Source organism: Roseovarius roseus (assembly GCF_043355935.2).
In the GTDB taxonomy this organism is placed as follows: domain Bacteria; phylum Pseudomonadota; class Alphaproteobacteria; order Rhodobacterales; family Rhodobacteraceae; genus Roseovarius; species Roseovarius roseus.
In genome coordinates this window covers 106518-125644 of record NZ_JBHFPE020000003.1, presented here as the reverse complement: position 1 = coordinate 125644, position 19127 = coordinate 106518, and the positions used below count along the sequence as shown (strand labels likewise).

General features: G+C 63.3%; 15 protein-coding genes. 6 read left to right on the top strand and 9 right to left on the bottom strand.

Going from position 1 to position 19127, the window contains the following annotated elements:
* Nucleotides 1-4: 4 nt before the first annotated feature.
* Both ACEWPL_RS06835 and carA read right to left on the bottom strand, forming a co-directional pair.
* Nucleotides 5-1909 carry a glycosyltransferase gene (locus tag ACEWPL_RS06835; RefSeq protein ID WP_393932800.1) on the bottom strand — a complete coding sequence of 635 codons (1905 nt, stop codon included), beginning with the start codon at nucleotides 1907-1909 and terminating at the stop codon, nucleotides 5-7.
* An 81-nt stretch (nucleotides 1910-1990) separates the two neighbouring features.
* Entirely contained in the window at nucleotides 1991-3154 is a 1164-nt protein-coding gene (gene carA, locus ACEWPL_RS06830; RefSeq protein WP_393932798.1) for a glutamine-hydrolyzing carbamoyl-phosphate synthase small subunit, read from the bottom strand.
* 228 nt (nucleotides 3155-3382) lie between these two features.
* Here carA and ACEWPL_RS06825 point away from each other — a divergent pair, with 228 nt between their 5' ends.
* Nucleotides 3383-3850 carry a GatB/YqeY domain-containing protein gene (locus ACEWPL_RS06825; RefSeq protein ID WP_393932797.1) on the top strand — a complete coding sequence of 156 codons (468 nt, stop codon included), beginning with the start codon at nucleotides 3383-3385 and terminating at the stop codon, nucleotides 3848-3850.
* A gap of 94 nt (nucleotides 3851-3944) precedes the next feature.
* Here the strand turns inward: ACEWPL_RS06825 and ACEWPL_RS06820 are convergent, their stop codons facing one another.
* The 3 genes from ACEWPL_RS06820 to ACEWPL_RS06810 all read right to left on the bottom strand — a co-directional run bounded on the left by ACEWPL_RS06820 (nucleotide 3945) and on the right by ACEWPL_RS06810 (nucleotide 7025).
* Nucleotides 3945-4391 carry a DUF2244 domain-containing protein gene (locus tag ACEWPL_RS06820; protein WP_393932795.1) on the bottom strand — a complete coding sequence of 149 codons (447 nt, stop codon included), beginning with the start codon at nucleotides 4389-4391 and terminating at the stop codon, nucleotides 3945-3947.
* A 141-nt stretch (nucleotides 4392-4532) separates the two neighbouring features.
* A complete protein-coding gene (locus ACEWPL_RS06815; protein WP_393932793.1) occupies nucleotides 4533-4979 on the bottom strand; it encodes a GNAT family N-acetyltransferase in 447 nt (148 codons plus the stop codon).
* 78 nt (nucleotides 4980-5057) lie between these two features.
* Nucleotides 5058-7025 (bottom strand): methylmalonyl-CoA mutase family protein, encoded by a 1968-nt coding sequence (locus tag ACEWPL_RS06810; protein ID WP_393932791.1) that lies wholly within the window; start codon nucleotides 7023-7025, stop codon nucleotides 5058-5060.
* Nucleotides 7026-7271: 246 nt separating this feature from the next.
* Here ACEWPL_RS06810 and ACEWPL_RS06805 point away from each other — a divergent pair, with 246 nt between their 5' ends.
* From ACEWPL_RS06805 to ACEWPL_RS06785, 5 genes are all read left to right on the top strand, one after another.
* Nucleotides 7272-8066 (top strand): bestrophin-like domain, encoded by a 795-nt coding sequence (locus tag ACEWPL_RS06805; RefSeq protein WP_393932789.1) that lies wholly within the window; start codon nucleotides 7272-7274, stop codon nucleotides 8064-8066.
* A 57-nt stretch (nucleotides 8067-8123) separates the two neighbouring features.
* A complete protein-coding gene (locus tag ACEWPL_RS06800; RefSeq protein ID WP_393932787.1) occupies nucleotides 8124-9536 on the top strand; it encodes a 1-acyl-sn-glycerol-3-phosphate acyltransferase in 1413 nt (470 codons plus the stop codon).
* A 110-nt stretch (nucleotides 9537-9646) separates the two neighbouring features.
* Nucleotides 9647-10933, top strand: a complete 1287-nt coding sequence (ccrA, locus tag ACEWPL_RS06795; RefSeq protein WP_393932785.1) for a crotonyl-CoA carboxylase/reductase — start codon at nucleotides 9647-9649, stop codon at nucleotides 10931-10933.
* A gap of 285 nt (nucleotides 10934-11218) precedes the next feature.
* Nucleotides 11219-12211, top strand: coding sequence for a TAXI family TRAP transporter solute-binding subunit (locus ACEWPL_RS06790; protein WP_393933347.1), 993 nt, complete (start codon nucleotides 11219-11221; stop codon nucleotides 12209-12211).
* Between the two features lie 116 nt (nucleotides 12212-12327).
* Complete coding sequence (locus ACEWPL_RS06785) at nucleotides 12328-14418, top strand: TRAP transporter permease (RefSeq protein WP_393932783.1); 2091 nt, start codon at nucleotides 12328-12330, stop codon at nucleotides 14416-14418.
* Between the two features lie 60 nt (nucleotides 14419-14478).
* Here ACEWPL_RS06785 and ACEWPL_RS06780 read toward each other — a convergent pair whose 3' ends face one another.
* The 4 genes from ACEWPL_RS06780 to ACEWPL_RS06765 form a co-directional block, all read right to left on the bottom strand.
* The gene (locus ACEWPL_RS06780; protein WP_393932781.1) at nucleotides 14479-15345 is read right to left on the bottom strand and encodes a branched-chain amino acid aminotransferase; all 867 of its coding nucleotides are present in this window, start codon (nucleotides 15343-15345) and stop codon (nucleotides 14479-14481) included.
* Nucleotides 15346-15430: 85 nt separating this feature from the next.
* Nucleotides 15431-16144: a phosphocholine cytidylyltransferase family protein gene (locus ACEWPL_RS06775; RefSeq protein ID WP_393932779.1), complete on the bottom strand. Its 714-nt coding sequence runs from the start codon at nucleotides 16142-16144 to the stop codon at nucleotides 15431-15433.
* Complete coding sequence (locus ACEWPL_RS06770; protein WP_393932777.1) at nucleotides 16141-16743, bottom strand: gamma-glutamyl-gamma-aminobutyrate hydrolase family protein; 603 nt, start codon at nucleotides 16741-16743, stop codon at nucleotides 16141-16143. The genes ACEWPL_RS06775 and ACEWPL_RS06770 overlap by 4 nt, the downstream gene beginning before the upstream one ends.
* Entirely contained in the window at nucleotides 16736-19126 is a 2391-nt protein-coding gene (locus ACEWPL_RS06765) for a PEP/pyruvate-binding domain-containing protein (RefSeq protein ID WP_393932775.1), read from the bottom strand. Before ACEWPL_RS06765 ends, ACEWPL_RS06770 begins: the two co-directional genes overlap by 8 nt.
* Nucleotide 19127: the final 1 nt, after the last annotated feature.

Here is a 19127-nt window from a genome sequence, read left to right as displayed (position 1 = left end):
GGCGTCAGATATCCGCCTGTGTGCTTTGCAGCGAATGACCGTGGCTGGTCTTGTCCCAGTAGAACGGGGCGGTGATCATCTCGTAAACTGCCTTGATTGCGGCGATGGTGCCAAGCGGCGTGTAGAGATGCATGGTCGGCGTCCAAGGGAGCAGATGACGATGCTTTCTGCTCGAGACGCCCAGCATGTAAATCCCGATATTCAGGATCTCGACCGCCAGGAACAGCTTGCCGAACATCAGCATTCCCTCGCGCGGCAACACCGGGTCCAGCGGGTGGGGCAGGCCAAAGAGCACCAGCCAGAAGGACCACAGGAAGGGCGCCAGCAGGAATTGCGACAGCGCGGCAAGGAAATGCGCCTGAAAGCCCCAGAATTTCCAAGCGCCCAATTGCCGGTGCAGCAGCAGGGGCCGCCGCATGTGGACAAGGTAGGTCGTCATATAGCCCTTGAGCCAGCGCGAGCGTTGCTTGATCCAGGGCCAGGGGTGGCAATTCGCCTCCTCCCCGGTGACCGTACCGATAAGTTCGGTGCGGTAGCCATGCCGCGCGAGGCGAAAGCCTAGATCGGCATCCTCGGTCACGTTATGGGCGTCCCATCCGCCAAGCTCCTCCAGCACGTCGCGCCGAAAATAAAGGGTCGTGCCCCCTAACGGGATGGCAAATCCCAGCCGCGCCATGCCGGGTAGCATCACGCGAAACCATGTCGCGTATTCAATGGTGAAACAGCGCGCCAGCCAGTTCTGGCGCGGGTTGTAATAATCGAGAACGCCCTGCAGGCAGACCACATCAGGCGGCGCGGCGGCAAAGCGGCGCGCGATCTGGGTGATCTGGTCAGGGTCCGGGGCATCCTCGGCGTCAAAGATCCCGACGATATCGCCATCGCAGAAATCCAGCGCGTAGTTCATTGCGCGCGGCTTGGTCCGGGGCTGGCCATCGGGCACGATGATGGGACGCATCCAAGGCGGCAGGTCGATGGCGTCGACCGTGCGGCGCGTCGTATCATCACTCTCTTCCAGCACGAGGATGACGTCCAGCAGACATTTGGGGTATGTCAGCCGGCTCAGCCGCTTGATCAGCGCCTCCGCAATCCGCGTCTCGCGGTAGAGCGGCACAAGGATCGATACCTTGGGCAGCTTGGCCCCGGCGGGCAAGGGCGGCTGGATCGTCTCGGGCGGCCCGGCGATGACACGCGCGTATGCGGCGCTCAACTTGAGCGTTGCCGAAACGACGAGCGTCAGAACGGCCCAGCCCATGAAGGCGCCAAAGACAAGCGTGGGATAAAGAATACTGGCCGCAATGCAGATGCCGATGAGCGCCAGCGCCATGGCGCCCCGCCGGGCAGGTGACGCAGACCATGTCCGGCAGCTCTCGCTCGCCGGGGGGCGCGCTTCGGCGGCGGCGGTCAGCGCGGTGCGCGCGGCGTCGGCCATGGCCCCTTGAATGGCGCGGCGGGGCGCGATGAGGGGCGCGCGGCGGCGGAGCCCATCCGGAAGATCTCCGAGAGCGTCAGCTGTTTCGGGGCGGTCGACGGCAAGGCGCAGCACGCCGTCCTTGCCCCGCAGCGGCGCAGCGCCGCGCCGGATCAGACTGCGCGCGTCGATGCCGCCCAGCAGCTCGGCCCCATGGTGCAACTCGGCCGCGGTTGCATGTCGCAGGCCTGCGCGTGTGGCTTGCGCCTGGAGAATGTCGGCTTCATCCAGCAGCCCCTCGGCGCGCAGCACGTGATCGATGGGCGCGTCGCACTGGCCCTGCACGATCTGCGCCAGGTCGGCATCCGATTGCGATATCGTGCCAACCTGCACCAGATGGCGCCCCAGCGCACAGAGCGGAACGGGCCGCGCGGCATCTGGCGGCAGGCTGGCAGAAGTCCAGGACTGCGTGTCCAGCTCTCGCAGTTCTGAAATACCCATAGGATGCCCCTCGCCCTGGCTTGCAGCGAAGAGTTTCGTTCATTCTGGTTAACGGAAGGTAAACAGCCGCGGAAAAAACCCTTAGGAAACGGGGGCTCTGGCGGCCATCGAGGCCGCAAAACGTTCAAAAAGGTAAAAACTGTCCTGCGGGCCGGGGCTTGCCTCGGGGTGGTGTTGGACCGAAAAGACGGGGCGATTCTCCAGCGCGATCCCGCAATTCGACCCATCGAAGAGCGATACATGCGTCTCGGACACACCCTTGGGCAGGCTTTGGCCATCGACGGCGAAGCCATGGTTCATTGACGTGATCTCGACCTTGCCGGTCGTGTAATCCTTGACCGGATGGTTTGCGCCGTGATGGCCGTGGCTCATCTTGACGGTCTTGCCGCCCAGCGCCAGCGCCAGCATCTGGTGGCCCAGGCAGATGCCAAAGATCGGCAGGTCCGCGTTCAGCAGTTCCTGGATCACTGGCACGGCATAAACGCCCGTCGCCGCTGGATCGCCCGGGCCGTTCGACAGGAACACGCCATCGGGCTCATGTGCCAGCACCTCCTCGGCGGTGGCGGTGGCAGGCAGGACGGTCACGTCGCATCCCGCGCTGGCGAGGCAGCGCAGGATATTGCGCTTGGCGCCATAATCGATTGCGACCACCTTGTGCGGCGCTTTCTCCTGCACCGGGTAACCATCGGGCCAGGCCCATCGCATCTCGTTCCAGCGATAGGATTGCGCGCAGGTCACGTCCTTGGCCAGGTCCAGCCCCTCGAGCCCGGCAAAGGCGCGGGCCTTTTCGACCAGTGCGCCGATGTCGAAATTGCCATCCGGGTCATGCGCCAGCGCGACATGCGGCGCGCCCTGCTGCCGGATGGCGCGGGTCAGGCGGCGGGTGTCGACGCCGCCCATGGCGATGCGCCCACGCTGGGCCAGCCAATGCTGCAGCGTCTGCGTGCTGCGCCAGCTGCTGGGTTCGGTCGGGTCCCACTTGACGACCATGCCTGCGGCCACCGGATCGGCGGTCTCGTCGTCCTCCGCATTGGTGCCGGTATTGCCGATATGCGGAAAGGTGAAAGTGACGACCTGGCCCGCATAGCTGGGGTCGGTCATGATCTCCTGATAGCCGGTCATCGCGGTGTTGAAGCACAGCTCGGCCACGACCTCGCCGGTGGCGCCAAAGCCGCGCCCGTAGAACACGCTGCCATCGGCCAGCGCGAGGCAGGCGGTGGGGCGGGGCTGGGGCGCATCGGGCATGGCGGCTCTCCGGTCTGGGGCTGTTGGGGCAGGGCGACTAAGGCTGGCAGGCGCAAAATCTGCGCGAAACTAAGGGTGCGGCCGCAAAGGGTCAAGGGCCAAGGGGCGCTGCATGACGTTGCGGCAGGCCGCTGCCCGGTTGCTTTGAAGGGCATGATTGGATAGATAGCGTGCCTTGTGACCCCGCGCCGGACGATTGCTCCGCCACCGCGGCCAGAGGATTGAGCCATGCAGAACACTTTGCGCGACCGCGTCAACGACGCCCTCAAGCAGGCGATGCGTGACAAGGATGCCCCCCGCCTTGCCACGCTGCGCCTGATCAATGCGGCGATCAAGGATCAGGAAATCGCAGCTCGTGCCAATGGTGGCGATACGCAGCTCAGCGACGATGACGTGCTCGCCATCCTAGGCAAGATGACCAAGCAGCGTCAGGAATCGGTGCGCGCCTACGAAGAGGCGGGCCGCATAGACCTCGCCGAGCGCGAGCAGCAGGAGGCGGCCATCATCGCCGAATTTCTGCCCCGCCAGCTTTCGGACGAGGAAATCTCCGCCGCAATCGAGGCCGCCATTGACGAGACGGACGCAAGCTCGATCCGCGACATGGGCAAGATCATGGGCGTGCTCAAGGCCAAGTATACCGGCCAGATGGATTTCGGCGCAGTCGGCTCGCGCATCAAGGACCGCATGACGCAGTAAAGTGGCACCACCCTGACCGCCATCTTTCATTGTTCCGAAAATACTCAATAGCCGAGCCTGCCAAAGGTCGCGGCCCTCTGGGCCTGCTCTGCGCCTATGCGTTCGCCCGCGCGAGGCTCAGCGCGCCGGTCAGTTCGGCAAAGAGCGCCTTGCGCTCGTCCTCGGACAGGAAGGCGCCCACTTCCACCTCACGGCCCGATCCGCGCAGTGTGATGTAATTGGCCACCGGCCCGCCCGTGGGATAGATCTGGGCTTGTGCCCAATAGGCATTACAATCCCATTTCTGCACGTCGCCGCGCGGATTGGTGCGGGTCAGCAGCACCTCCTGCGCGTCGATAATCAACGCCTCATGCATCCGCCCGGAGGCATAGCTGCGCTCCAGCGCCCACCACATCAGCACAACGGCGAGGGCCAGGAATGGCAACAGCCCCCAGAGCACCACGGTACCCACCAGCGCAAAAAGCGGGATGGAGAACATCAGGCAGGTCGCCAGCATGAACCCGGCAAAGCCGCGTCGGGGCAGGGACCGATGCGGCCACATGTCCAGACGGCGGGTATCCGATCCAATCGCGGGTGGGGACCATTCGTAAGGCATAGGACTAAAAATAACCCAAAGCTGCGGTTTTAAAAGTGCGCTTCGTGCGATCTTTTGCCGCCCTGCCCATCGGCAAGGCCTGCACGCCTAGCGCGCGTATTTGATGAAGGGCGTCAGCACCCCGATCCGGTCATAGAGCTGCCGGGCCGTGGCGTTGAAATCCTGCGTCATCCAGTAAACCGATGGGCGTCCGTCGCGATCCGCTGCCTCATAGACCGCCTCGATCAGCTTGCGGCCCACCCCGGTGCCGCGCACGGCGGGATCGGCGTAGAGATCCTGCAGGTAACAGACATCCTCGATTTTCCAGTTATGCGGGTGATAGATGTAATGCACGAGGCCGACGGGATGATCGCCCTTCAGCGCCAGAAGGCCGTTCTGGTTGGGATGATCCTCCGACAGGAGGCGCCGGAACGTCGTCTCGTACACCTCTTCGGGCACAGAGGTTTCGTAATATTGCAGATACCCGGTCCAGAGGCGGCGCCACTCGGCCTCGTCCGAGGCCTGGAGGGGGCGGATGGTAAGCGTATCTGACATGGGCAGCCTCGTTGATTCCCGGTGTGTGCCGACAGCCTAGCCGATGCCCGCCGCGCCGCCAGCCCTTAATCGCCGCCGTCACTCGGCGGCGACGGCACCCGGATCGACCAGCGCCACGATATCGCGCATGATCGTGTTCAGTTCGAAATCCTTGGGCGTGTAGACCCGTGCGACGCCCATGGCGCGCAGGCGGGCCGCGTCCTCCTCGGGGATGATGCCGCCGACGATCACCGGCACGTCGCCCAGTCCGGCATCGCGCATCCGCTGCATCATGTCCTCGACCAGCGGAATGTGACTGCCCGACAGGATCGACAGGCCCACCACATGCGCGCCGTCCTCCTTTGCGGTGCGCACAAGCTCCTCAGGCGTCAGGCGGATGCCGCGATAGTCGATATCCATGCCGCAATCGCGCGCGCGGAAGGCGATCTGCTCGGCCCCGTTGGAATGCCCGTCAAGGCCCGGCTTGCCGACCAGGAACTTGAGCCGGCGGCCCAGCTTGGTCGAGGCGGCGGCGACCGCCTCGCGGATGTCATCAAGGCCTTCGGTCATGTTTGACGGGCTGGAACTGACCCCGGTGGGGCCGCGATATTCGCCATGCACGGCGCGCATTTCCTGCGCCCATTCGCCGGTGGTCACGCCCACGCGGGCGGCCTTGATCGAGGCGGGCATGATGTTGCGCCCCTCGCTGGCGGCGCTGCGCAATTCGGCCAGTGCGGCGGTAACGGCATCTGCGTCACGTGCGGCGCGCCACTCGTTCAGGCGGCCTATCTGCTCGGCCTCGACGGCGGGATCGACGGTCATGATGCCGCCATCCTCAGTCTGCAGGGGCGACGGCTCGCCGGTGGTGAACTTGTTGACGCCGACCACGGTGGTCTCTCCCGCTTCGATCCGGCCAAGCCGTGCGGCATTGCTGCCCACCAGCTGTGCCTTCATGTAGTCGATCGCACCAATGGCGCCGCCCATGCTGTCCAGGCTGGCCAGCTCGCGCCGCGCGCCATCCTTTAGCGCCTCGACGCGTGCGTCCACCGCCGGGTTGCCGTCGAAGAGGTCGTCGAATTCCAGCAGGTCCGTCTCATAGGCCAGGATCTGTTGCATGCGCATCGACCATTGCTGATCCCAGGGGCGCGGCAGGCCCAGCGCCTCGTTCCAGGCGGGCAGCTGCACGGCGCGGGCGCGCGCCTTTTTGCTGAGGGTCACGGCCAGCATCTCGATCAGGATGCGATAGACGTTGTTCTCGGGTTGCTGCTCGGTCAGACCCAATGAGTTGACCTGCACGCCATAGCGGAAGCGACGGAATTTCGGGTCCTCGACGCCGTATCGCTCCTGCAAGATCTCGTCCCAAAGATCGACGAAGGCGCGCATCTTGCACATCTCGGTGACGAAGCGGATGCCTGCATTGACGAAAAAGCTGATGCGACCCGCCAGCACCGGGAAATCCTCATCGGGCACGCGGGGGCGCAGCTCGTCCAGCACGGCAATGGCGGTGGCGAGGGCGAAGGACAGCTCCTGCTCGGGCGTCGCGCCGGCCTCTTGCAGGTGGTAGGAACACACGTTCATCGGGTTCCATTTCGGCACGTTCTTGTAGCAATACTCGGCCACGTCCCCGATCATCTTCAGCGACGGCTTGGGCGGGCAGATATAGGTGCCGCGGCTCAGATATTCCTTGATCAGATCGTTCTGCACTGTGCCTTGAAGGGTCGAAGGGTCCACCCCCTGCTCCTCGGCCACGGCAATATAAAGCGCCAGAAGCCAGGGCGCGGTGGCGTTGATCGTCATCGAGGTGTTCATCTGCTCCAGCGGGATGTCCGCGAAAAGCTGCCGCATGTCGCCCAGATGGCAGACCGGCACGCCCACCTTGCCAACCTCGCCGCGCGATAGAACATGATCGCTGTCATAGCCCGTCTGAGTGGGCAGATCGAAGGCGACGCTGAGCCCGGTCTGTCCCTTGGCCAGATTCGCGCGATAGAGCGCGTTTGACGCGGTGGCGGTCGAATGACCTGCATAGGTGCGGATCAGCCACGGACGGTCTGCGGTGGGCTTGGACATGATCTTGCCTCGCGGTCTGGTAACAATATTGCGCTTGGGGCTAACTATGCGAAAGATTGAGCTGATGTCAATTCGCCGCAATGCGGCAATTTCGATGCCGCGCATGCGATGCATTCCCGCCGCGGTGCCGATCTGATTACAGGTGCCGGGCGTCATGCGTCTGGTCTGGCGCGCCCTCTTGCCCTACAAGCCGCGCACATCACGACACCGGCGATGCCAGTGGCATCCGCGCCACGAGGGATCCCCATGATAGGACCACGCGAAGTGCTTTATGATATTCCGTCCAGTCTGATCGCACTTGGCCTTTTGGCGCTGATGCTGGTCGCCATGGGTCTTGCCTGGATGATCGGGCGGCGCAGCCACCGCAGCCAGTCCGAAGAAGGACGCAGCCAGACGACCGCCGTTCAGGGCTCGATGCTGGGCCTTTTGGCGCTGCTTCTGGGTTTCACCTTCTCGCTGGGCCTGTCGCGGCATGACACACGCTCGTCCGCCGTGGTGGACGAGGCGAACGCCATCGGCACCGCATGGCTGCGAAGTGATTTCCTGCCCGCGGACCTGCGCGCCGAGGCGAAGGACGATCTGCGCCGCTATACCCGCCTGCGCCTTGATGCCGCCGAAGTGCCCGCGGACCAGACCCAGCGGCGCAAACGCCTTGTTGCCAATGCCGAGGGCGCCTTTGCCGAGCTGTGGGAGCAGGCCTCGGCCCATGCTGCCAGCGGGGGCGGGCCGGCGGCGCTCAGCTATGCCGCGTCGCTCAATGACATGATCGACGCGCTGGGCGCGCGCGATGCCGCGATCGAACGGCACGTGCCCGAGATCGTCCTCTTCATGCTGTTCGGTACCTTCATCTTGTCGGGGGCGATGCTGGGCTTTTCCTCGGGGCTGTCGGGGACGGCGCCTGCGACACCTGTCTATCTGATGTTGGCGCTGATCGTGCTACTTGTGTTTATGATCATTGATCTTGACCGCCCCCGGCGCGGCCTGATCGAAGTGGATCAGCGTCCATTGGCCGCCGTGCTGGCGGGGATGCAGCAGAAATAGACGTGCAGCGCCCCGCTCTCAGATAGGCGGGGTGCGCAGTATCGGGGGATCGGGCGCGTGACATCGACGGTGGATATGCCCCTATGGGCGCTCTTGCTGCTGATCGCTTTCGCGGCTGTCACGTTCGCCTCGCATTTTCTCTTTCCCTCCGTACGCTGGTTCTTTCGCCGCAGGCTGGAACGTGCGGTGTCCAAGCTGAACACCCGCCTCGCCCGCCCGATCGAGCCCTTCAAACTGGCCCGGCGCCACGACATGATCCTGCGCCTGATCTATGATCCGGACGTGACGCAGGCCATCGTCGACTATGCCGCGCGCAACAACGTGCGCGAGGACGTGGCCTTTGAGCAGGCCCGCCGTTATGCGCGCGAGATCGTCCCCAGCTTCAGCGCCTTTGCCTATTTCAGCTTTGGCACACGGGTGGCGAACTGGCTGGCCAACCTTCTCTATGACGTGAAAACCGGCCCGCATAACAGCGAGATCATCCACGGGATCGAGCATGACGCGACGCTGATCTTTATCATGAACCACCGCAGCAACATGGATTACGTGCTGGTCACGACATTGGCCGCGCAGGCCTCGGCGCTGTCATATGCTGTGGGTGAATGGGCGCGCGTCTGGCCGCTGAGCCGTCTGATCAAGGCGATGGGCGCCTATTTCATCCGCCGCCGGTCGCGCGGGGGGCTCTACCGCACGGTGCTGGCGCGCTATGTGCAGATGGCGACCACCGGCGGCGTGACGCAGGCGATCTTCCCCGAAGGTGGGCTGACGCTGGACGGGCGGGTCAAGCCGGCCAAGCTGGGACTGCTGTCCTACGTGGTCGAGGGGTGGAAGCCCGGCGGGCGCGACGTGGTCTTCGTGCCCGTTGCCATCAACTACGACCGGGTGCTGGAGGACCGTATCCTGATTGACGCCGGAACGCGCGGTGATCGCAGGTTTGCGGCCCGCAAGCGCGCGGTCATTCGCTCGGCCGCGCGTATCCTTTGGCAGCGGTTGCGGGGCCGCTTCACGCGCTACGGCACGGCGGCAGTGGTCTTTGCCCCGCCCGTGCGGCTGAGCGAATATGGCGCGACGCCGCAGCTGGAGGATCTGGGCCGCGACCTGATGGCTCGGATCGAGGCGGCGATGCCGCTGCTATGCGTGCCGATGGTGTCGCGCGCCCTGCTGGAGCAACGTGCGCCGTTGGATGCGGCGACGCTGGCCGATGCAGCGCGCGAGATGCTGCGGATCGGCGGGGCCGAGATGCCGCTGGTGGGCGACATAGAGGCCGAGGTTGCGCGCGCCTGTGCCGCACTGGCCGCGCGCGGCGCGATCCGCAAGGATGCAGGCGTATGGGCCGTCACCGAGGGCGGCGCGCCCCTCCTGACCTATTACGCGGCGTCGATTGCGCATTTGCTGCCAGCTATGCCGGGCAGCAACAGGCCTTCGGATGCTGCGCATGCAGCGGATATTTCTGCGCCTGCGGGGTCATAAAGTTACCAAAATCCGCACCACGGCATTGCATTGTTGCGCAGCGGCCGGTATTCCCAAGACAGACCGTCGCGATTCTGCATTGCGGCAAGACACCGATACAGGAGGCCCGCATGGCACTGGACACCGATACCGGCATCGCGCGCTACGACGCACCCGAAAAGGATCTGTACGAGGTCGGCGAAATGCCCCCGATGGGCTATGTGCCCAAACAGATGTATGCTTGGACCATCCGCCGCGAGCGGCATGGCGAGCCCGACAAGTCCTTCAAGCAGGAAGTGGTCGATGTCCCCACATTGGACAGCAATGAGGTGCTGGTGCTCGTGATGGCGGCGGGCGTCAATTATAACGGCGTCTGGGCGGGCCTCGGCCAGCCGATCAGCCCTTTCGACGTGCACAAGGCCGAGTATCACATCGCAGGCTCGGACGCCGCCGGTGTCGTCTGGGCCGTGGGCGACAAGGTGCGCCGCTGGAAAGTGGGCGACGAGGTGGTCATCCACTGCAATCAGGACGATGGCGACGATGAGGAATGCAACGGCGGCGATCCAATGTTTTCGCCCTCGCAACGCATCTGGGGCTACGAGACGCCGGATGGCTCATTCGCGCAGTTCACCAACGTGCAGGCGCAGCAACTGATGCCGCGTCCCAAGCATCTGACATGGGAAGAAAGCGCCTGCTATACCCTGACGCTGGCCACCGCCTATCGCATGCTTTTCGGGCACGAGCCGCATGATCTGAAGCCCGGCCAGAACGTGCTGGTCTGGGGCGCGTCAGGTGGCCTTGGCTCTTACGCGATCCAGCTGATCAATACGGCGGGCGCCAACGCGATTGCGGTCATTTCCGAAGAGGACAAGCGCCAGTTCGTGATGGATCTGGGCGCCAAGGGCGCCATCAACCGCAAGGATTTCAACTGCTGGGGTCAGCTTCCCAAGGTCAATACGGATGAATACAACGCATGGCTCAAGGAGGCGCGCCGCTTTGGCAAGGCGATCTGGGAGATCACCGGCAAGGGTGTGAATGTCGACATGGTGTTCGAACATCCGGGCGAAGCGACCTTCCCGGTCTCGAGCCTCGTCTGCAAGAAGGGCGGCATGGTCGTGATCTGCGCGGGCACCACAGGCTTCAACTGCACCTTCGACGTGCGCTATATGTGGATGCACCAAAAACGGTTGCAGGGCTCGCATTTCGCGCACCTGAAACAGGCGAGCGCGGCGAACAACCTGATGGTCGAGCGCCGCCTTGATCCGTGCATGTCCGAAGTGTTCCCGTGGGCCGACATCCCCGCCGCGCATCTGAAAATGCTGCGCAACGAGCACAAGCCCGGCAACATGGCCGTGCTGGTGCAATCGCCCCGCACCGGCCTGCGCACGGTCGAGGATGCGCTCGACGCGCGCGGATAGACATCGCGGATTTGTTTCACCGAACACGCCCCGCTCATGTCAGGGCGTGTTTTTCTTTGGCGCGCAAACCTTTATGGCGCGCTGCGCCTGCTGCGGTAAGCTTGTGTGATGAAACTCGTGGCTCTGCCCCCGCGCCGTCCGTGCAAAGCGATACAAATGCAGTCTCTACGCTGCAGGGCAGCATAGCAATCGCGTTGCAAACCCCGAAACCGTGTAGTTTAGTTGGGCCTCATGTCTCATAGAGTTCAAGGAGGAACCCTCATGAAAATCGGTTTCACACGCCTCATGCGCGCTGCCACGGTCGGCGCCGCGATGATGGCCGTCGGCACTGTCGCATCCGCGCAAGAGCCGCAGTTTTTCCGCATCGGCACCGGCGGCACGTCCGGCACTTATTATCCCATCGGTGGCCTGATCGCGAACGCGATCTCGAACCCGCCCGGCTCGCGCCCCTGCGAAGAGGGCGGCTCCTGCGGGTATCCCGGCCTGATCGCCTCGGCGCTCTCGGCCAACGGCTCGGTCGCCAACATCAACGCCATTGCTGGCGGCACGCTGGAATCGGGTTTCTCGCAATCGGACGTCGCCACCTGGGCGCAGACCGGCACCGGCATCTGGGAAGGCCGTGACGCGGTCGATAACCTGCGCGCCATCGCCAACCTCTACCCCGAGACGATCCACCTGGTCGCATCCGCCGACTCGGGCATTACCTCGGTCGCCGATCTGGCCGGAAAAACCGTCTCGCTGGACGAGCCGGGCTCGGGCACGCTGGTCGATGCGCGCATCATCCTCGGCGCCTATGGCCTCAAGGAAGAAGACGTTGATGCCGCCTTCCTCAAGCCCGATCAGGCAGCCGAGCGCATGCGCGACGGCGCGATGGATGCGTTCTTCTTCGTCGGCGGCTTCCCGGCGGGTGCCATCGCCGAGCTGGCCAGCCAGGAAGATATCGTTCTGGTGCCGATCTCGGGCGCCGAGGCTGAGGCCGTCACCGGCGAATACACTTTCTTTGCCGAGAACGTCGTGCCCGGCGGCACCTATGAGGGCGTGGCTGATGATGTCACCACCCTGTCGGTCGGCGCACAGTGGGTCACCAGCGCGGATCAGCCCGAAGACCTGATCTATGGCATCACCGCCGCCCTTTGGAACGAGAACACCCGCAAGCTGCTGGATTCCGGTCACCAGAAGGGCAAGGAAATCACTGCCGAGACAGCGCTCGACGGTGTCGGTATTCCGCTGCACCCGGGCGCCGAGAAGTTCTATCGCGAGCAGGGCCTGGTCGAGTAATCGGTCCATAGTGACCGGCCCGGCCCGCGTAGCGCGGGCCGGGCCCCTGGCGGGATGCCCGCCCTCGGGACGTCCGACCCATAGCGTCCCTTTCCCGATATCGCAGTGAGGCGCCCATGGCCGACAAATCCGAGACTGACGACACCCGCCAGATGACCGAAGCGGAAATGAAAGCCATCGAGGAAAAATATGATCCCGAGGTTCGGTTTCGGCCCCTACTGCCCACCATGTCGTGGATCGTGGGCGGCGTCCTGTTTGTCCTCTCGTGCTATCACTTCTATACGTCCGGCTACGGAATCCCGCAGGCCACCCTGCATCGTGGCACGCATCTGGCCTTTACGCTGGGCCTGATCTTTTTCTCATTCACCGTGTTTGGCGCGCGCCCCGAGCCGCGCAATACGCTGCTGACGCCCATGGGAGTGTCATTGGCCGACTGGATCCTCGCCATCGCGGGCATCGTCTCGGCGCTTTATGTGCCGTGGGTGTTCAACGATCTGGCGTTCCGCGTGGGCAATCCGCTGATGATCGACGTGGTGATGGGCACCATCCTGATCGTGGTGCTGATGGAGGCGACGCGTCGCGCGATGGGCTGGCCGCTGCCGGTGATTGCCATCCTCTTCATGGCCTACGCCTATTTCGGCCAGTCGATGCCCGGCGTGCTGACTCATCCAGGCGCCAGCTGGACGAATATCGTCAACCATCTCTACCTGACATCCCAGGGCATCTACGGCACCGCGCTGGGCGTCATCGCGACCTATGTGTTCCACTTCGTCCTCTTCGGCGTGATGGCCACGCGGATCGGCCTCGGGCAGCTTTTCATCGACCTCGCATCGTCCCTGGCGGGCCGGTACGCGGGCGGCCCGGCCAAAGTGTCGGTCGTTTCCTCGGCGATGCTCGGCTCGATCTCGGGTTCGTCCATCGCCAATACCGTGACCACCGGCTCGTTGACCATCCCGGCGATGATCCGCATCGGCTATCCGCGCCATTTCGCGGCGGCGGTCGAGGCGGCAAGCTCGACCGGCGGACAGATCACGCCCCCGGTCATGGGCGCGGTCGCCTTCCTGATGATCGAATATCTGGGCGTGCCTCTGACCACGATCCTTACCGCAGCGCTGGTTCCGGCGTTCATGCACTTCTTTGGCGTGCTGGTGCAGGTGCACCTTGAGGCGCGCCGCCGCGGCCTGCGCGGCCTTTCCAAGGATGAGCTGCCCGTCGCTTGGGCGGTCTTCAAGGCGGGCTGGCTGACGACGCTGCCGCTCTTCGTGCTGGTGGCGACACTGCTGTCGGGCAAAACGCCCTACCTTGCCGCCTTCTACGGGATCCTGTCGTGCATCCTCGTGCTGATCATCCAGAACCTCGTGCGCCATGGCAGCGATATCATGGGCGCGGCCCGTGCCTCGGCCTCCGAGCTCTGGGACAGCTTCGTCACCGGCGCGAAGTTCTCGCTGTCGGTGACGGCGGCGGCGGCGCTGGTGGGTGTCATCATCGGCGTCGTCACCCTGACCGGCGTCGGCTTCAAGATCGCCTACATGGTCACATCCGTGGCTGCGGGCTGGGCGACAAGCGTGCATGACTTCCTCGCCTTCATCCCCTTCGAGGTGATGACCGTTCCGGCGCTGACATTGATGTTCACGCTGATCATGACGGCCATCGTCTGCATCCTGATGGGGTGCGGCATCCCGACGACGGCCAACTACCTGATCATGATCGCGGTGGCGGCGCCCATCCTTGGTATGCTGGGGGTGCAGCCGCTCGTCGCCCACTTCTTTGTCTTCTATTACGGGGTCATGGCGGACATCACGCCGCCTGTGGCGCTGGCCGCCTACGCGGCGGCGGGCATCGCGGATTCGAATGCGTTCAAGACGGGTAACACGGCCTTCCGCCTCGGCATGGGCAAGGCGTTGGTGCCGTTCGTCTTCGTCTTCTCCCCGTCGCTCCTGCTGGTCGTGGACGGGTTCACATGGACGCAGTTCATCATCGGCGTGACCGGTGCGATGGCAGGTATCTGGATGCTGTCGGCGGCGTTCGCCGACTGGCTGATCGGCCCGATGCGGGCTTATGAGCGGGCCTTGCTGGCGGTGGCCGCGATCCTTCTGGTCGCGCCAAATCTCTACGCCACGCTGGTCGGCCTTGCACTGATCGCGCCGGTGGTCATCCGCCAGTTGCCGATGCTGCGGATGACGACGGCCGAGCGGGCAGCGCTCTGAACAACAAAACGCCGGGCGGAGAGCCGCCCGGCGTTTACTGTTCGCTTGAATCCGATCGGTTTACAGCGGACTGCCTGCGGCCCAATCCCAATACAATTCACGAGCCCGCCGCGTCACCGGCCCGATCTGGTAGGACGTGTCATCGAAGGCGGTCACTGGCGTAACCTTGGCCATGTTGCCGGTCAGGAACACCTCGTCCGCGCTGTGGAAATCGTCGAAGCTCAGCACCGTCTCATTCACCGTCACGCCATCGGCGCGCAGGTTCGCGATATGACGCGCCCGCGTGATCCCGGCAAGGAAGGTACCATTGGCCGCCGGCGTGAACACCTCGCCATCCTTGACCATGAAGGCGTTGGCGGTGGCACTCTCGGCCACGTTGCCTATCGCATCTGCGCAGAGCACGTTGCCAAAGCCCTTGGCCTGCGCCTCGACCAGCATGCGGGCGTTGTTGGGATAAAGGCAGGCGGCCTTGGCGTTGACCACCGCATCCTCCATCACGGGCCGGCGAAACCGCGTCCGCGTCAGGGTGGTCGACGCGCCCTCGGGCGGCATCGGCACCTCTTCGAGGCAGATGGCAAAGCCGACCGATTTGGCATCCGGCACCAGCGCCATATAGCCCGTGTCCTGCCCCCAATACATCGGCCGGATATAGACGGCAGCGCCCGGCGCATAGGCGCGCAGACCCTCGCGGATGATCTCCACCATCTCGCCCGCATCCACGGTCGGCTCCAGCATCAGTGCCCGCGCCGAGGCATTCACGCGCGCGCAATGCAGGTCAAGATCGGGCACCACCCCATGCGCCAACCGCGCCCCGTCAAAGACGGCACTCCCGAGCCACATGCCATGATCGGCCGCCCGCATGACGGGCACGTCGCCGTCATGCCAGGCACCCTCAAACCATGTCCGAATATTTGTGCCGGTCCCCATGCCGCGCCCCTCCTTCACTTGTCCGAAAATATGCCCGCCGGAGGGCTATGGAAACCGGTGCAATTTGCGTCTGCAAAACTGCATCTTACTCAAAGACACTGATGTCTTCCGAGGAATCGATTTCCCCCCAAGCTCCGCGATATGCAATTGGCATTACGCGAATATTGCGCCGGTCGATTATATTTTGCAGTGCGCTGGTCATGTCCAGCGCATCGCGGCGCGCATCGGAAAGAGCGTGCCGCATGGACTCGAGATCTGTCCATGCAGGGGGGGTAAATCGCAACAGCCCCATATATTGCCCTTCGATCTCGCTTATCGTGTCCGGTTTGCCGCCGATTTCGGTCAGTTCTCCGCCCGCGCCCAGCTTGAATGTTTCTGCGTCCAGCAACGGATCTCCGAAACGGGCGGTCCACTGCCGCTCCCAATCGGGGTCGTAGGTGATTGCAAGATCCGCATCCGAGTCCATCAGGGACGTGACCGCGCTGGCGTCGTAGCAAATGTCGGAATAGCTGACGATGCATGGCTCGGCGTTCAACCATTCAGATGCAGTGGCCAGGGACGAAACCATGTTCGTGTCAGCCCATCGCGGATTGTGAAACTTGTGATCACCATACCCTTGCAACATATTGCTGAGATAGCCCGTAACGACAGCTACCTCCGTGATCCCGGCCTGTCGCAGGCTGCGAAGCTGGTGTTCGATCAACGGCTCGCCATGCAATTTGACCATGCATTTCGGATTGTCATCCGTCATGGATTTCATTCGGCTGCCGCGACCGGCGGCGAGTATGATGGCTTTCATGAAAAGATCCTGCGAGTTGCGTTGATGTCATCAGCGGAATAGCTGGCTTCACGCTCGGGATGCCACATCCAGCCTTCCCAAGGTAGCGTATCGTGACCGATTGCCTCAATGCTGCCATCTGGCGCCTGCGCCAAAACGTGATAGCCCTCGGGGCAGTCCGTGACCCCCGTGGTGTGAAAGCTGTTCACCTCGTGCGAATAGCGCCCGGTCAACACATGGCGCGCGCGGACATGCCCGCCAACCGTCGTCAGCTGCCCACCGGCCGCATGGGTCATCATCTGCAATCCGCGGCAGATACCCAGAACGGGCACCCCCCGCGAGGCGGCCCATTTCAGCAAAGCGCGCTCCGATTCATCGCGCAGGGCCGAGCTGTCCAGATCCTCGCCCCCGGTCAGGATCAGGCCGTCCAAGCCCCAACCCTCACAATACGTCTCCATCTTTCCCGCTCCGAGACTGGGCAGATACATCCAGCAAGCCTCGGGCAGGGCCGCCTCGAGATAGCTCGCCCATGCCTGCGCAAGCGCATCGCGCGGCTCGTGATACCCTTCGGCCTGCTGGGTCCGCATGGTCAGGCCGATCCTGCGCTCACTCTTATCCATGCAGGGGCCTCAGAAATCTTTCCGTGCAGTTCAATTCCGCCTGCGTGGCTTTGGCAATGCGCTCAAAAATCTGGTCACCGCAACCGATCGCTGCGGGAATGCCAAGTTCGGCGCTACGCACCGCCATGTGAGAGTTGGCGCCGCCGAACCGCGTCACCAGGCCTGCCAGACCCTTGGTGAAGATCCAGTCGAATCCGGGGTCCGCGTTTTCGATACAGACGATGCACCCCTCTAGGTCGACACCTGACGAGGCGTTGGCCGTGAGTTGATGAACCTTGCCAGACGCGATGCCCAGTCCGATAAAGTTCGGGACACTTCTATTCAGCGTCGCCACGTAGATGTCACGCGGACGGAAGATGATGTGAGCGAATTTGAGGGTCTGCGCCGTTGCAAGGTCCCTGCGACGCTGATGCGACAAATCCAGAAAATGCCGGTCCAGATCGTCGAGGCGCGGTGCGCTTCTCCCTTCGGAGATGTCTGACCAGTTGAGATAGGACAGATCCTCACGCGACAACCCGTGCAGGTGACCCCAGCGAAGGATGTGCGTCATTGCGTCAGACAAGACGCGCGTGAATTTGAACTTGATGTTTTCCCGTGCCGCGATAGCTCGGGCGGCATGGGCGATCAGATCGTCCGGCCCAAGCACGTCAAGGCCGGATTCGCTCAGCAGGCCTGCTAGCGCCGTGCGCTCGGTTTCGCTGAGCTCGAATTTTTCACTCTGGACGAGATTTCCAAGATCGATGCCATAACTGAAGAGGTTGTCACCCCGCTCGTCATAGCGAAGGGATGTCAGCTCATAGGTGCCGGGCAGCAAATGACCATATTTCCGAAAGAAATCACGGCGTTCCATCCGGCCCGCCGCGACGGCCGAATAATCCTCCAGCATATCGCCGCTGACGGTGCGAATCGTGCGTTTGAACGCGTCAAATCGCGCGCCCTCCAAGGCGCCGCGCCGCACGGCCGAGCGCAGCAATGCCTCGGCGATAAAGGCGTGGCGTGCCGCCACGGAGAAAGAGAACGTTCCCAGATCGCTGCAAACCTGAAGCAGTTTATGCGCACGATCGAGATTGGCATAAGGAGCGTCCCGATCGACGTCGGACCACTCCAGTGCCGTCATCCGTTCGATTGTATCCAGTGCGATCTGGAGTGTGTTGTCCGGCCCCGGAGACAATGCACGCCGGGTCAGGTCCACCAACTGGGCTGCATAGGCGTCGGTTTCGGCCTTGGACAAGACGTCTGGATACCGCTCTGAGAAGTCGGCTTCGAACGTGAAATCGTAGCATGTCGGAACGATCCCGAACTCTACCTTGTCGTGCAGCTCGGGATTGGCCTCCAGCCGGTCCATCCACGCATTCACCAGCCTTGCGCCGACGTCTTCGTCTATTCCCGCAGGCAGAAAGGAATTAAAGCTGTTGCGCACGTCTATATACGGCTGGTGACCCAGCAGGACCATCAGGTCCGTGTCGCCCAGATCGCGATACCCCATCGCCGCGCGGGCGCGGGCCCAGACGGCGTCGGTGATCAGCGTGCGATACAGCGACGCTGCCAACGGTCTCGGAGTGGTGCCGATGATCTCGGCGGGATTCCAATCGGGCATAACGGCCAGAATGGTGCGTTCGCCCAGCAATCCGTCGCGCGGGCTGGAGCGCTCTTCCAGAAACGCCTCAAGATGGACAAGCTGGCGCTCGACCCGCCGTTCTATCACCGGGTGCCAGTTGCGCGCCAGAACGATGCGGCGCGTCTGAAACAGATGAAGCTGGCCGTTCCGATCCAGTCCGAATTCGATATCAAGCGCCGCGCAATCGCATAGGTTTTCCAACTCTTGCGCCAGATCCAGAAAGGCACTGATCCTGCCGGACTTGATGTATTCACGTGGAGCGTTGCGATAGACGTAGAGGCTTTTGTGCGATCCGCCCCCGCTTGTCACCATGTCGGTGCGGCCGGTTTCATCATCGAATTCAATGCAGTAGTAAGGCGCGCCGCGAGATACGTCGAAGGTCATGATGACGCCACTGGCCTGAATGTCCTGCGCCATTTCCTGAACCAGCACCTTGTCACCCGGATCTCCGGGCAGGGAGTCGGCCACGGTCGAGATTGCCTGAGCCAGCTGGTCGGTATCCTGCGCCGGTACTGACAGAACGGAATCGAACTGGCCTGCCATCGAGGTATCTTCGGCATCTTCGGACAGCGCACTGGAGCGGATGACAACCAAGCGATTGCCGAATTGCTTTGAAATGCGGTCCAGCAAATCGGGAGCGGCGCTGTTCCACTCGGCCAGCGAAAAATACATCAGTTCCGGCACATGCGCCGTTTTGACCAGTGGTTTCAGGTCGGCCAGTGTTTCGGCTTTGGTGCGGAAAACGAAGGATTCATTGGCTGACACG

Coding starts and splice junctions, on each gene's coding strand:
- ACEWPL_RS06835 (WP_393932800.1), bottom strand. CDS start 1,909: ATGGGTATTTCAGAACTGCGAGAGCTGGACACGCAGTCCTGGACTTCT.
- carA (WP_393932798.1), bottom strand. CDS start 3,154: ATGCCCGATGCGCCCCAGCCCCGCCCCACCGCCTGCCTCGCGCTGGCC.
- ACEWPL_RS06825 (WP_393932797.1), top strand. CDS start 3,383: ATGCAGAACACTTTGCGCGACCGCGTCAACGACGCCCTCAAGCAGGCG.
- ACEWPL_RS06820 (WP_393932795.1), bottom strand. CDS start 4,391: ATGTGGCCGCATCGGTCCCTGCCCCGACGCGGCTTTGCCGGGTTCATG.
- ACEWPL_RS06815 (WP_393932793.1), bottom strand. CDS start 4,979: ATGTCAGATACGCTTACCATCCGCCCCCTCCAGGCCTCGGACGAGGCC.
- ACEWPL_RS06810 (WP_393932791.1), bottom strand. CDS start 7,025: ATGTCCAAGCCCACCGCAGACCGTCCGTGGCTGATCCGCACCTATGCA.
- ACEWPL_RS06805 (WP_393932789.1), top strand. CDS start 7,272: ATGATAGGACCACGCGAAGTGCTTTATGATATTCCGTCCAGTCTGATC.
- ccrA (WP_393932785.1), top strand. CDS start 9,647: ATGGCACTGGACACCGATACCGGCATCGCGCGCTACGACGCACCCGAA.
- ACEWPL_RS06790 (WP_393933347.1), top strand. CDS start 11,219: ATGCGCGCTGCCACGGTCGGCGCCGCGATGATGGCCGTCGGCACTGTC.
- ACEWPL_RS06785 (WP_393932783.1), top strand. CDS start 12,328: ATGGCCGACAAATCCGAGACTGACGACACCCGCCAGATGACCGAAGCG.
- ACEWPL_RS06780 (WP_393932781.1), bottom strand. CDS start 15,345: ATGGGGACCGGCACAAATATTCGGACATGGTTTGAGGGTGCCTGGCAT.
- ACEWPL_RS06775 (WP_393932779.1), bottom strand. CDS start 16,144: ATGAAAGCCATCATACTCGCCGCCGGTCGCGGCAGCCGAATGAAATCC.
- ACEWPL_RS06770 (WP_393932777.1), bottom strand. CDS start 16,743: ATGGATAAGAGTGAGCGCAGGATCGGCCTGACCATGCGGACCCAGCAG.